This window comes from Pedobacter albus, from assembly GCF_036324255.1.
GTDB classification, from domain to species: domain Bacteria; phylum Bacteroidota; class Bacteroidia; order Sphingobacteriales; family Sphingobacteriaceae; genus Pedobacter; species Pedobacter albus.
Map to the genome: position 1 here is coordinate 1565748 of NZ_JAZDQT010000001.1, position 13283 is coordinate 1579030.

A 13283-nucleotide genomic window follows, 5' to 3' on the forward strand; every position below is an offset into this window, starting at 1 on the left:
GCTTGGAAAGTAACGACAACCATTTAATCGGCCTCATCAAATCTGGCAGCCAAACCGCATTTGACACTGCTTACCTCAATTATTTTAAGCAGCTGCAACGCTATGCCTTTACTTTTACCAAAGACAACGACGAAGCCGAAGAACTTATACAGAATGTGTTTTGCAGGATCTGGGAAAAACGAACGCAGCTAGATGCCAACGGACAATTAAAGTCTTTCCTGTACAGAGCCGTGCACAACGAATGTTTAAACTATTTAAAACACCAAAACGTGAAGCTGTCCTTTAACAACTATCAACAGGAAAATGCAAGCATAACCAGCGATCCGGTTAAGGAAATGGCGGCGCAAGAGCTGGAGAAACAGCTTTACCTGGCCATTAACGAACTGCCCGGCCAATGCCGTACCATTTTTCAGCTGAGCCGGATAGAACAGCTCAAATACCAGCAGATAGCCGACCAGCTGAACCTTTCTATCAAAACCGTTGAAAACCAGATGGGCAAGGCCCTGAAAACGCTGCGTTTAAAACTGGTCAACTTTCTGCCCATTTTATTGATTTATTTAACCAAAGGCCTATGACCTGGAATGCTACAATAACTGATGATTTACTGGTAAAATACTTGCTGGATGAGGCCACTGTAGCCGAATGGGAGGAAGTAGAACAATGGCTGGCGGCCGATGCTCGGAACCAAAAATATTTGGATGATTTTAAGCTGATCATCCAAAAAAGCCAAATGCCCGCAGCCAACGACGAGAAAGATGATGCCGCCTTAGCGCGTTTGCACGCCCGTATGGAACGGGAAAAAGCGGAAGTACCTGCCCGACCGCTGTTTACGCGCACGAGGGCCATTGCCGCCGTATTGATGATAGCCGTAGGCTCGTGGCTGGCTTATACCCTGCTTAGCCAAAACAAGCCCATCAGCTTGCAGAGCGAGGCTAACGTGCTCACCCAAAACCTGCCCGATGGCTCTACCGTTATTTTAAACAAACATTCGTCGTTCACTTATCCGGCCAAGTTTAATGGCGATACCAGAACGGTAAAGCTCAACGGCGAAGCTTTTTTTGAAGTAGCCGCCAATCAGCAAAAGCCTTTCATCATCGAAGCCAACGGCGTTACCGTACAAGTGGTGGGCACATCGTTCAATGTAAAAAGCAGTCAAGGCCAAACCCAGGTTATTGTAGAAACGGGAGTAGTAAAAGTAAGCAAACTCGACAAAAGCATTACCCTTTTGCCCGGCGAAAAAGTTGATGTAGCTAGCAACAGCGATGTACTGGCCAAAGAAACCAACAGAGGCAAACTGTACAATTACTATTACAGCAGCGAATTGATCTGCGACAAAACCCCCTTGCACGAACTGGTACAGGTGCTGAATCAAAAATTCGACACCAATATTGTAATCAGTAATCCGAAACTGGAAGATTTGCCAATAAGTACTACCTTTAACAACGATTCGCTCAACGAAATTTTAACGGTAATCCACGAAACTTTTAAAGTGGGCGTTGAGTATAAAGGCAACCAGATTTTACTCAAGTAGCATGCGGTTATGGCTTAGGTGTTTTACATTTTTCGCTTCCCTCCTGTTTTTGGCCAACAGCGATATCAGTGCGCAAAACCTGGGCAAAACAGTGACTATTCAAGCCAAAAAGCAAAAACTTAAAGACGTACTTTCGCTTTTGGAAGAACAGGGCAAATTCAAATTTTCCTACAACAGCAACATCCTGCCCCTGGATAGCCTGGTTGATTTCGACTCTAAAAATCTCAATGTTAAGGAAAGCCTAAACCTCTTGCTCAAAAACCAATACGAGTATCGCGAAACGCCAAATTTTGTCATCATACGCTATGCGCCACTGGAAATGACTATGGTGGTACAGGAATCTAATGGCAGTCAGGAACAATATCTGATTAGAGGAAAAATAGTTGATAAACAAAACGGAAAGCCTATAGCCAATGCCAGCGTGTACGAGAAGAACCTGTTGCAATCGACACTAAGCGATAAGGACGGTTTGTTTAGCCTGAAGCTGAAAAATGTACACGCCACCATTACCCTTACCGTGAGTAAAGAGGGCTATAAAGACAATTCGTCTTACTTTTTGCCCGAAGTGGTGATTTTTAAAGACCCTAAAAAAAGCAATGGCTCTTATACCGACGACGAGCTACCCCAAGTAGAAAACACCTTGCTGGGCCGGACTTTCATTACCAAAAAGCAACGTACCCAAACGCGTAACATTGGTGGTTTTATTGCCAATGCACCCGCGCAGATTTCTATTGGTCCGGGCTTGGGTACGCACGGCTCGCTGAGCGGACAGGTAGTGAACCGATTCTCCATCAATGTAACTGGCGATTACAATGCCGGCGTTAACGGCACCGAAATAGGCCTGTTATTCAACATCGACAAAAAAGATGCGCGTTATTTCCAATTTGGCGGGGCATTTAATTTGGTGGGCGGTTCGTTTACCGGACTGCAAATCAGCGGTTTTCATAACGATGTACTTCAAAATTTCAAAGGCCTGCAGGTTTCGGTAGGTTACAACCATGTGTTGGGCCAATTTAATGGATGGCAGATTGGAGGCCTGTTTAACCAGGTTTACAGCGATATTAAGGGCATACAGGTTTCTGTAGGCTACAACGAGAACAAGCAATCGATGCGGGGATTACAAATTGGCGGCGTATTTAACCTTGTAAAAGGCAATTACAACGGCCTGCAAATCGGGTCGGGTTATAACCTTACAGGACAGCAGCTTAGTGGCGTACAGGCTGGAGCCATCAACCAAGCGCAAATGGTAAAGGGCTTGCAAATTGGTCCCGGCTATAATAGAGCAGGCCAACAGTTAGCCGGTGTGCAAATCGGCGCCATCAACAGTGCCCGAAACGTGAAAGGCCTACAAATCGGTTTCTTTAATTTTGCCGATACTTCGGCAGGTTATAGCATCGGGTTACTCAACATCATCCGCAAAGGTTATCATAAACTGAGCATCGGCACCAACGAAAGCATCGATTTGAATGTGGCTTTGAAAACGGGAACCCCTAAATTTTACACGCAACTGCTGTACGGACAAAACATGAGGCCTACCTATAAGCTCATTGCTTTAGGTTTTGGCTTGGGCAAAGAAATTGCCTTGGGCAAACAGTTTTCGCTTAATCCGGAGCTCAGCACCAGTTATCTTTATCAAGGCGATTGGACCTACGCCAACCTCTTGAACCGTGCCGACCTCAACTTGAACTATCAGATCAATTCTTGGCTGGCCATTAGTGCCGGACCAGCTTTTAACGTTTACTACTCAAAGCAATTGGTTCCTTTTGAGGGCTACGAATTTTTAAAGCCTCCTGCAACAGGCCATAAACTGCGTAGCTGGGCTGGCTGGAATTTTGGGGTAACGTTGTTTTAAAGACTTGCAAAGTTTAAGAAATGTCGCAAGTGTATCTAAAATACGTTGCGAAAGAAATAGGCAAAAGATATGAGATTGCAGTTCGAGTTCTTGGTGAAGAACACCAGCAAAAGCAAAAGGAGAAAAAATTTATTTAATCTTGGGCTATCAGCTACTTATAAACTAGCTGATAAATCTGTCCGCGGTTACCCGTTAGCAACACCAAGCTTCCTTTTTTAGCTTTTTGCAGGGCATTAAAGTTTTGGGTAGAGATATTGGTCCAGGTTTTGCCTCCATCTGTCGATACATCGGTACCTGATGAACCTGTGGCGAAACAAAGTTGCTCGTTTACATATTCAACTGCCGAGCGATAACCCAACACTGGCTTTTCTGGCTTAGACCAGCTTTTGCCACCATTTTTGGTGAGGAGTACATTGTTGGTGTTTTCCTTGTCTTTAAGATAGTTGCCCCCAACTACAATCCCCTTTCTATCGTTAAAAAAGGCAATAGAAAATGGCCCAGTGCTATTTTCGCCCTGGATAATGGGACATTGATAAACTTTCCAGCGATGGCCATAGTTGGGCGAATAGTAGATGTTGGAAGTTGAGCCTCCGGTAGCTATCCATACTTTGCCATCGGGTGCCGTTCTGATGGTGGTACCGCTTGCAGCAAATCCAGCTTCGCCTACTTTGAGATCTTTTTTTAACTGGGCCGAAATATCCTGCCAAGTCAAGCCGCCATCAACGGTTTTGAGCAACTGCATTTTGTTTTTGATCGGATCGCCGAAGATGATGCCTTGCTGTGCATCCCAAAAACCCATTCCGTCTAAAAATATGGCCGAATCGGTATTTTTATAAACCTCGCGCCAAGTTTTGCCTCCGTCAATAGTCGACAGTACATAAGCTGGCGAACCTGCATTTACGATAATAGCCTTTAATTTGTCGAAAGCCTCAATATCCCTAAAATCAAGCTTTTCATAGCCTTTGGGCTGGGTCCACTCCCATGTTTTGCCACCATTCAGGGTTTTGCCTACATAGCCGTTGCTGCCGCTTACCCAAGCTATCGAATCGCTAAGCACCGAAAGGCCACGCATGCTGGTATTTTTGCCGCTTGCCAGTTGCTTTAAAGTATAGTTTTGGGCTAGGCCTAAAAAAGGGCAAAGCAAAAAAACAAAAAGGAGTTTTTTGTACATAACAGGGATTTTGAGGACGTTTTAGCCTATTTTACTCTTTTCCAGCTTTCAGATCTACCAATTAGCGAAATGCCAATATAGCCTCTGATGTTGAGCTGACCGTTTTCTTTTAAAGTGATATTGCAGCTATAGGTCTTGCCGGTTTTCGGATCGTAGATGCTACCGTCGGTCCATTTTTTATCTTCAAAAACAAAATCCTTCAGAATTTCCAATCCCAATAAAGGCTTGGTTCTGAGGCTTGCATTCGGATTTTTGACATCGGTTTTTGGCTTACCGTTTTCGTCGTTAGGCTCTTTGATCCAGGCCAGTTTGCCAAAATATTTGTCCCCTTTTTTATAGATTTCTATTTGGCCTTCGCCAGAGGGGTTGATCCATTTGCCGAGAATATCGTCATTCTTTTGAGCAAAAACAGAAAGAGTGCAGAGCGCTAGTATAAACAAAAAGGATAGTTTCTTAACCATAATATGTGCTTTAGCTAGGCTAATTTAGCGATTAGGAATGGAAAATAAAACTTGGCTACACCAGCGCCAAGCTAATTTTACATTCAAACTTCTTTAAGCCAGGGCTCAAAACACATCAGTTGAGAAACCTCTTGCGCCTATTAAGGTCGGGTAAACAAGGTGGCCAGGGGCTGAAAATCGTCGGGGAGTACGCTGGCCTCAAAACCGTTTACCAAGAGCAGTTTGATGATCGAATGGGGACAAACCACGCCATTGGGGCATTGAATGCGAAGAATCAGGTCGCAATCTTCTAAATCGAAGTTGGCCTGATACTCGCTAAAGTTCTGGTGTATCTGATCGACGATGTTTTTGGCATCATCGCCATGGGCTACGTTTGTTTTAAAAACTTCTACCATAGGTATTTTAACATGAGCTTATCTATTTTCTCGTCCACCACACCTTCTTTCCCGCCCTGATGCTGGGCATAGGCGCCTTATTTTTCGGCCTTGATCATTTTATGATAACTGATGTAAGAAGTGAGCAATACCGCAAATACAATCAGCGGCGAAAAGCTCATCGGTGTTACCCCATCCACTGCCAAGTGGCCAATTAAAGCCGAAAGATATTTGATGCCACAGCCTACATAAGCCCATTCTTTGATGCGCTTGCCAAAAAATGGCAAGATCAAAATCAGTCCGCCAATAAAATGGCCAATGCCTATTTCCATAGCCAGCCAGGTGGGAATGCCCAAATGTTTGGTGCCTTCTACCGCTTCGGGACTGTTCATAAAAAATATACCCGGCAAAATAAACAAGGCCAGCAAGCCTGTTGAAACCCAGAAAACTATTTTCGCAGTCTTGTTCGATCTCTTCGTCTGATTTTCCATTGCCTTATTTTTGGTTATAATCGTAGTTCACCATCCATTGGATACCAAATTTATCGGTAAGCTGGCCATAGTAGGCATTCCAGAACATTTTTTGCAAAGGCATAATGATTTGTCCACCTTCAGCCAAGCCATTGAAAAGCTTATCTGCCTCGGCTTCATTTTCAGCGCCAATAGAAATAGACATATTGTTACCCGGTTTTACCTGCACCATATTGCTTGGGATATCAGTACCCATTAAAATGCTGGTTGGACCGATTGGAAGTGCCACGTGCATAATGCCTTCCTGATCTTCTTTGGTCATGCCTTCGCATCCAGGTGTGTCTTTGAAGCGCATCAATGCAGCAAATTCGCCTCCAAATACTGATTTGTAAAAATTGAATACTTCTTCGGTATTGCCGTTAAAGTTTAAGTAAGTGTTTAATGTTGCCATCTTATTTGATTATTTATTGTTTGTTTTAAGTGGTTTATAGCCTATGGTCCATGGATAGTCCATGGACTATAGGCTATGGTCTATTTACTATCGTCTATCAATTAGCCAATTGCTGATAAGCCTTATTTAGCTGACTAGTATGCCTTATGGTATGGAGCATCACAAAATGGAGGGCTTCAAGGCGAGTTACATAACCAATGCCAGGCAGTTCGAAACCCAGGCAAGTGGCACTAAGGTCCAGATCGGCTATAGCCTTTGTTAAGGTTGCGTTGATGGCTTTGATTTTGGCCAAATGAGGTTCCTTTTCATAATCTTTCATTTCGGGGTGTACAAAATCTGGTGCTTCCATCTTCGCATCGAAGTTGAGCATGATGTCTTTGAGCAGACCAACATGCTGATCGGCTGGCCTTTCGGTTTGCTTCGTTTCGCCGTAAAGCATATCGGCAAATCCACCATTGGCTTGGGTAAGATGCTGTACGATTTGTCCGGGCGTCCAGCTGCCTTCGAAAGGAACCAGGTTATATTGTTCGCTACCAAATTGTTGTGCGGCCTTTGTCCAATTGGCAAAAGCCTGATCCAGTTCTTGTTGCAAGGTTGTTTGCGTTGTCATAGTCTTTAAATTTTACATGTATTTCATTGCCGGATAATTAAGCAGGCGACGCCATAGAGCGATCTGTCCGATACAGTTGGCTTCGCGGTAGGTATTGAACGTTACCATATCGTACAAAGGAAAGCTCATGTTCATTTCCGGGAAATCGAGGATTTTGCCGAGTTCGGCATCACTGGCCTGCATCAGTTTTTCCCTCAAAATCGGCGAAATTTGCGCCCAATCCTTTTTATAGCTTTCGAGCGACGGATATTGTACATCGTCCTGAATGCCTTTGTTATGCTTAAACAACTCATGCGATTGAGCTTTTTGGTCGAGGCCAAACCAGTTAGCCAATTCGAAACGGCCTTCGAGCATGCTGCCAGCCAGCCAGGCAATGTGGTTAGCCTTGGTATCTAAGCGTTTATGGGCGTCGGCATCGGCAATGCCATCCAATACGTTATTAAAATAAGTGCTTTGCATGTCGTACAATACAACGATGGCAAACATGCGGTTACTTTTAGGTTGAGTTTCCATATTGTTTTTTGTTTATGCTAAGTTAAGCCATGTTTAACTGGATATGGACTGCTAAAAAAGTCAACCTTAGGGGGGATTTGAGACATTTTTGCTACCTTAGTTCTGCAACAACCCTATCCCTATCATGCGACAAATCGGCGTGCTGTTAAGCAAAAGCTATAAATTATTAAGTATTGCGGCCATTTTAGAGGTTTTTGAAACCGTCAACAAATTTTATGAGGCAGATGGACTGCCCCTGCCCTTTCGCATCAACATATTGACTTCCGAAGAGACTTTGGCCACGCAAAAAGAAGCTTTTGGTTATGCTTTGCAGAGCATTAAAGAAGCCGAAATCATGGAAATCATCCTCATTCCGGCTTTTACTTCAGACAACATGGCCGAAACCCTGCAAGCCAATTATGCCTGTATCCCACATTTGATCAAGCAATATAACTCCGGAGCCTGCGTAGGCACTTTCTGCACCGGAGCCTTTTTATTGGGCGCCAGCGGTTTGCTGAACGGAAAAATTGCCACCACGCACGTAGATGCCAGCAATGGTTTCGCACAGGCCTTTCCATCGGTCAAGCTCAAGGCCGATAAAACCGTAACGCAAGATGGCCGTTTGTACACCAGTGGTGGCGCTACTTCTTCGTTCCACCTGTTGCTGCACTTGGTGCACGAATATTGTGGCAAGGAAATGGCCATCAAGATTGCCAAGGTTTTTGCCATTGACATGGACAGGGATAAACAGTCGTATTTTAGCACTTTCCAGCCTTCTAAAGACCACAACGACGATTTAGTGGCCTCGGCACAGGCCAAAATAGAAAGCAATTACCAAGATGCGGCCACCATTGAAGAACTGATTAAGGATATTCCCTCAAGCCGGCGCAACATTGTAAGGCGCTTTAAACAGATTACGGGCATTACCCCGATCGAGTACCTGCAACAAACCCGCATCGAAGCAGCCAAAAAACTATTGACTAAAACCGGTCAGCAAATGTCTGAAATTATTTTCAACTCGGGCTACAGCGACCCCAAGGCTTTTAGAAAAGTGTTTAAGAAAAGTGTGGGTATGACACCTTCGCAGTATCGGGAGAAGTTTCAGGTGAGGTAACAAGCCTTGCGAAGCTTTAAAAACTTCGCAAGGCTGCGCCAAAAAATTTTATGCTATTGGCAAAGCAAAACAGAACCTGCTGCCTTCGCCAATGGCGCTTTCTACCCAAATCCTGCCTTGTTCGGCTTCGATAAAATCTTTAGAAATGGCCAAGCCCAAACCCGAGCCCGATTTGTTTTGTCCGTCGGTTGGCACCTGGTAGTAGCGATCAAAGAGCTTCTTTTGGTATTGTTCTTCTATCCCTTTTCCAAAATCGCGAACCGAAAACTCAATAAAACCATGCTGTTCGCTCACCTGTACCAATACTTTCGATTTTTCGGAACTGTAGCGCAAGGCGTTCGATAGGAAATTAACCAGCACCCAAGCCGTTTTCTGCACATCGGCATTAACTGCGGGCAATTTTGCAGGTACCTGTAGTTCTAACCTAATTTCTTTTTGTTCGGCCTGAAAATTCACCGCGTCTACGGCCAGTCCCACAATATCGGCGGGATTGGTGCGTACAAAATTAAGCTGCAGGTTTCCAGTTTCTACCTGGGCCAAATCGAGCAGTTCGCTGGTAATCTTCAACAGGCGTTCGCTGTCTTCCTTAATGTGCTTCACCAATTCGCTTTGCTCCTGGTTCATCGTGCCTACCCTTTCGTCGTTGAGGAGTTTTAAACTCATTTTGATAGACGAAAGCGGTGTTTTCAGCTCGTGCGAAACCGTGGCAATGAAATTGGTTTTGGCTTCGTCGAGCTCCTTGAACTGGGTGATGTTTTTGAGCACATAAACCTTGCCGACCGATTTGCCAACGGCAATCAGCGTAGGGTCGTTAAACTCGTCGAAATTGGGAATGGTAATTTCGCGCTGTTCGAGCATAAAGTACGATTCCTTTTCGTCGGCATAGATTTTCAAAGGTTCTTTGCTGTTTTGATCGGCCAATATCCTTTGAAGCAGTTCGTTCTTTTGGGCCAGCTCCTCGGCGCTTTTGCCTACTGCCAGTGCCGAATCGAGGTTAAGCAACTGTCCGGCCACCTTGTTGAGGAACAGGATTTCCTGCTTTTCGTTTAAGCCGATAATGGCATCCTGCATTTGCTCGATAATGGTTTCGATGCGCTGCTTTTCCGATTTGATTTTGGCCACATTGCTGTTGTCCCAGTTTTTGAGTTCCAATGCCATTTTGTTAAAAGCCAAAGCCAGTTCGCTAAACTCGTCGTGCCCTTTAAAATTGAGGTGCTGCTTGTAGTTTTTACGGCTGATTTCGCGAATACCTTCCAACAGTTCACGCAAGGGATTGGCAATAAAACCCGGAAAATTGACGATAAAGCTGAATAGAATGATGAAAGTAACCGAAGCGGTAATGCTCAAAAAAAGCGTCGCTCTTTCGGTAGCCTGTTGCGCCTTTTCGTTTTTCCTGACAATGGCGTTCATGTTCAGTTCGTCTATATTGCGCAACTGCAAGTGGATATCGCTCATGGCTTCGCGTTGCTGCGCAAACATAATGTTGGGCTGTTTTAACCGATCGAAAGCTTGTCGGAGAGCCAATACCGCCGCCTTTTCGCCAGGTTCGGTCACGTTGGCTTCTTCCAGTTGCAAAGCTTTTTCAATTTGTACCGCATTTGCGCTATTGATGGTACCATTTTGGGCATCGAGTGCCGTGCGGATATCGTTTACATACACCAACGACTTATAATTGTCTTTCAAAATCACTTTCGAACGCGAGGCAATTTCGTTGATATGGTAAAGGGAAATGGCTCCAAAGCTGATCACAACCAGGAACAAAAAGCCAAATCCAAGCCGAAGTTTTGTTTTTATCTTCATCGCTTTAAATTTAAAATTCATTTAAGACAAAATAACCAAGTCGGTATCCCTTTCTGCCATGGCCTTTAGCAACTGGTTAAACAAACTGGTGCGCCAAATGAGCTGAAACAGGTTAAAATGGGGCTTGCCGATACATATCGTAGTTATTTCTCTTTCGGTGGCCAACTGGATAATGGTTTTGGTAATCTCATCGCTTTTGATCCGGATTACTTCGGCACCCAATTCGGTGGCCAACTTCAAATTGTTCAATAAATATCGCTGTTTATCCAGCTTAATTTTATCGGCCTGCTCATTATTACTTTGCACATACAAAACCAGCCAGGGCGAATGGTAATAGGAAGCCAGTCGGGCCGTTTTTCTGATGACCACCTTGGCGGTATCAGGATTGGAAGAAATGCAGGCCAAGAACCTCTCCTGACGCAGCTTGATCTGTTTGGGCACTTCCCTGTTTACTTTCCGTTCTACCTGATGGGCTACCTCCTTTAGCGCCAGTTCGCGCAGCTGCAATATTTTCTCCGACTGGAAAAAATTATTCAAGGCCTGCGCAATCTTATTTTCCTGGTAGATTTTGCCTTCTTTTAACCGGGTAAGTAATTCGTCGGCTGTTAAATCGATATTGACGATTTCATCGGCCAGTTCCAAAATCTTGTCGGGAATTCTTTCGGTAACCGGAATGCCCGTAATCTCTTCAATTTCCTCGTTGATGCTTTCCAAGTGCTGGATGTTGACCGCCGAAATTACACTGATGCCAGCCTCCAAAATATCGTAAACATCTTGCCAGCGCTTGGCATTCTTGCTGCCTTCGGCATTGGTATGCGCCAGCTCGTCAACAATTACCACTTCTGGATGCACGTTGAGGATAGCCTGCAGATCCATTTCCTCCAGTTCTTTGGCCTTGTAGAAAATCTTTTTGCGCGGGATAACCGGCAAGCCATCGAGCAAGGCATGGGTTTCTTTCCTAAAATGGGTTTCGATATAACCGATACGCACATCTACCCCGCTCGCCAACAAGGCATGAGCCTCTTGCAGCATACGGTAGGTTTTGCCCACGCCCGCGCTCATGCCCATGTAGATTTTGAGCTTTCCTCTGCGGTTTTTCTTAACCAGCGCGATAAATTCATTTACATTTTCCATGTTGTGTTTGGCGCTTCGCGATTAGAGTTTAGTGTGATCTATTTAATTGTTCTTAATTGTTATATTTCCAATGAACCAATGACCAATGAGCTAGTGAACAATAAGTAACACTTTCGAAGTTTTAAAAACTTCGAAAGTGTTATTCTTAAAAAGCCACCGCAATACTCGCCGTTAAGGCTGCATCTTGGTTAACCATACTGCCATTTCTGGTAAAAATCTGGTCTTTGCTATCATAAACCTTGCCTTCTAAACGGACCACGGCATTGCTGATGGGCGAATAATCTAAATTTAGCGAATAACCCATCGTTTTGAAACCATTGGACGTTCCAGTGGCAATAAATACACCGTCCTTGTCTTTGTAATATTCGGCCCTGGCGGCAATGGCCCATTTCGGATCAAATTTATACTGGGCGATCAAAACCGGCGAGAGTACTTTGCTCTTGGCCGATTTTCCCTTTGTTTTTTGCTGCGTTCCATAATCAAAGCCAGCAGTTAAGCCAAACTTTTCGCTTAATTGGGCGACGGCATAAAAATTATGGTAAATGCGATGCACACGCACGGCATTCTGTCCTTCAGAACCAATATAGTTGCTATAGTTTAAGGTTAATTTGCTATTGGGTTTGTAGGTCAATTGCATACCTCCGGCAGGCTTGCTGTTGCCATCTGGGCGATTGATTTTCTGCCAGCCGTTTAAATAAAGCAAAGTAGCCAAAAATTGACCATTGCTGGTACCATAGCTGAGTTTGGCACCTGTTTCATAATAAGGTGTGTTTTCTGAAGCAATATTTCTGGTCAGCACCCAGCAATCTTTCGAAACCGCACTTTCAAAACCAATGTGCGAAGCAAAAATACCGGCATCGATCCACAGGTTGGCCGTTTTGCTCAACTTTAGGCCAGCATTGGCTTCGTAGATGTTTTTCAGTACGCCAGGCTCGGCCGATAGATTGGCATTGGTATAGGTACCGGCCATCAAAGCTACATTGGCCCTTACCTTATCATTGTCGTAATTGGCTTTGATAAAGGCCAAATTCAGGTTTACTTCATTGTGCCTGTTGTGCGAATACACAAAGCTTGGGCGATTGTTAGGATCAGGCTGATTAAAATCGTAGCTATAATAGGTTTCCAAATAACCCGAAAATTTGACTTTTGGGACATCCTGGGCTTTAACGCTTAGAGTTAGGGCTAATACGGCGATTGTTGCTATTATCTTTTTCATGTGTTTTATTCTTTCAAGTAGGGATTCGGCTAATTATTTCAATTGGTCTAATGCCAGGTTCAGTTCGAGTACATTAATTTTTTTCGGACCAAAGAGGCCTAAAAAAGGTTGTTCGGTATGTTTTACAACGAGTTCGGCTATTTTTCGCTCATCTATCTTACGGTAAGTCGCTATTCTTTTGATTTGGATAATGGCACCCTGCTCAGAAATATCCGGGTCGAGGCCACTGCCCGATGCCGTAACCATGTCGGCGGGGATATCGCTTTTTTGGAGGCTCGGGTTATATTTCAACAAGGTGTCTATTCTCGCCTGTACTGCTTGGAGATAATCGGGATTGCTTGGGCCCTTATTGGAACCTCCTGAACCGGCCGCGCTATAGCCAACTGCCGATGGACGGCTCCAGAAATATTCCGGTTTGGTAAACGACTGGCCCAACAGCGCATAGCCCATAACTTTACCGTTTTTCGTTATTTTTTCGCCACCACCTTGGCCCTTGCTTAGTTTTCCGGCAATAGCAATACTTAAGGGATAAAACACACATAACAACACCAAAAGGACTAGGGTTAAGCGGATGGATTGAATTAAAGTTTTCATTTTATATTTTTTG

The 13283-nt window shown here is 44.4% G+C and carries 15 protein-coding genes; 4 read left to right on the top strand and 11 right to left on the bottom strand.

What is annotated here, in order from left to right; all coding sequences use genetic code 11:
• Nucleotides 1-2: 2 nt before the first annotated feature.
• The 3 genes from VRU48_RS06520 to VRU48_RS06530 are packed head-to-tail and all read left to right on the top strand — an operon-like array spanning nucleotide 3 to nucleotide 3383.
• Nucleotides 3-575, top strand: a complete 573-nt coding sequence (locus tag VRU48_RS06520) for an RNA polymerase sigma-70 factor (RefSeq protein ID WP_330107112.1) — start codon at nucleotides 3-5, stop codon at nucleotides 573-575.
• A complete protein-coding gene (locus VRU48_RS06525; protein ID WP_330107113.1) occupies nucleotides 572-1531 on the top strand; it encodes a FecR domain-containing protein in 960 nt (319 codons plus the stop codon). The genes VRU48_RS06520 and VRU48_RS06525 overlap by 4 nt, the downstream gene beginning before the upstream one ends.
• Before the next feature lies 1 nt (nucleotide 1532).
• On the top strand, nucleotides 1533-3383 hold the full coding sequence (locus tag VRU48_RS06530) for a carboxypeptidase-like regulatory domain-containing protein (RefSeq protein WP_330107114.1): 1851 nt from the start codon (nucleotides 1533-1535) through the stop codon (nucleotides 3381-3383).
• Nucleotides 3384-3534: 151 nt separating this feature from the next.
• On the opposite strand, the gene VRU48_RS06535 is transcribed toward VRU48_RS06530, so the two are convergent.
• The 7 genes from VRU48_RS06535 to VRU48_RS06565 form a co-directional block, all read right to left on the bottom strand.
• The gene (locus VRU48_RS06535; RefSeq protein ID WP_330107115.1) at nucleotides 3535-4554 is read right to left on the bottom strand and encodes a WD40/YVTN/BNR-like repeat-containing protein; all 1020 of its coding nucleotides are present in this window, start codon (nucleotides 4552-4554) and stop codon (nucleotides 3535-3537) included.
• Between the two features lie 26 nt (nucleotides 4555-4580).
• On the bottom strand, nucleotides 4581-5015 hold the full coding sequence (locus tag VRU48_RS06540; protein WP_330107116.1) for a DUF2147 domain-containing protein: 435 nt from the start codon (nucleotides 5013-5015) through the stop codon (nucleotides 4581-4583).
• A 140-nt stretch (nucleotides 5016-5155) separates the two neighbouring features.
• On the bottom strand, nucleotides 5156-5410 hold the full coding sequence (locus VRU48_RS06545) for a hypothetical protein (RefSeq protein WP_330107117.1): 255 nt from the start codon (nucleotides 5408-5410) through the stop codon (nucleotides 5156-5158).
• Between the two features lie 77 nt (nucleotides 5411-5487).
• Nucleotides 5488-5880 carry a DoxX family protein gene (locus VRU48_RS06550; protein ID WP_330107118.1) on the bottom strand — a complete coding sequence of 131 codons (393 nt, stop codon included), beginning with the start codon at nucleotides 5878-5880 and terminating at the stop codon, nucleotides 5488-5490.
• A 4-nt stretch (nucleotides 5881-5884) separates the two neighbouring features.
• On the bottom strand, nucleotides 5885-6310 hold the full coding sequence (locus VRU48_RS06555) for a VOC family protein (RefSeq protein WP_330107119.1): 426 nt from the start codon (nucleotides 6308-6310) through the stop codon (nucleotides 5885-5887).
• A 97-nt stretch (nucleotides 6311-6407) separates the two neighbouring features.
• The gene (locus VRU48_RS06560) at nucleotides 6408-6920 is read right to left on the bottom strand and encodes a DinB family protein (RefSeq protein ID WP_330107120.1); all 513 of its coding nucleotides are present in this window, start codon (nucleotides 6918-6920) and stop codon (nucleotides 6408-6410) included.
• A 12-nt stretch (nucleotides 6921-6932) separates the two neighbouring features.
• A complete protein-coding gene (locus VRU48_RS06565) occupies nucleotides 6933-7433 on the bottom strand; it encodes a DinB family protein (RefSeq protein WP_330107121.1) in 501 nt (166 codons plus the stop codon).
• A 124-nt stretch (nucleotides 7434-7557) separates the two neighbouring features.
• Here VRU48_RS06565 and VRU48_RS06570 point away from each other — a divergent pair, with 124 nt between their 5' ends.
• The gene (locus VRU48_RS06570) at nucleotides 7558-8526 is read left to right on the top strand and encodes a GlxA family transcriptional regulator (protein WP_330107122.1); all 969 of its coding nucleotides are present in this window, start codon (nucleotides 7558-7560) and stop codon (nucleotides 8524-8526) included.
• A gap of 48 nt (nucleotides 8527-8574) precedes the next feature.
• On the opposite strand, the gene VRU48_RS06575 is transcribed toward VRU48_RS06570, so the two are convergent.
• The 4 genes from VRU48_RS06575 to VRU48_RS06590 all read right to left on the bottom strand — a co-directional run bounded on the left by VRU48_RS06575 (nucleotide 8575) and on the right by VRU48_RS06590 (nucleotide 13270).
• Nucleotides 8575-10326 carry a HAMP domain-containing sensor histidine kinase gene (locus tag VRU48_RS06575; RefSeq protein WP_330107123.1) on the bottom strand — a complete coding sequence of 584 codons (1752 nt, stop codon included), beginning with the start codon at nucleotides 10324-10326 and terminating at the stop codon, nucleotides 8575-8577.
• Between the two features lie 21 nt (nucleotides 10327-10347).
• Complete coding sequence (locus VRU48_RS06580; RefSeq protein ID WP_330107124.1) at nucleotides 10348-11460, bottom strand: sensor protein KdpD; 1113 nt, start codon at nucleotides 11458-11460, stop codon at nucleotides 10348-10350.
• A gap of 145 nt (nucleotides 11461-11605) precedes the next feature.
• A complete protein-coding gene (locus tag VRU48_RS06585) occupies nucleotides 11606-12676 on the bottom strand; it encodes a porin (RefSeq protein ID WP_330107125.1) in 1071 nt (356 codons plus the stop codon).
• A gap of 33 nt (nucleotides 12677-12709) precedes the next feature.
• Nucleotides 12710-13270, bottom strand: a complete 561-nt coding sequence (locus VRU48_RS06590; RefSeq protein ID WP_330107126.1) for a K(+)-transporting ATPase subunit C — start codon at nucleotides 13268-13270, stop codon at nucleotides 12710-12712.
• Nucleotides 13271-13283: the final 13 nt, after the last annotated feature.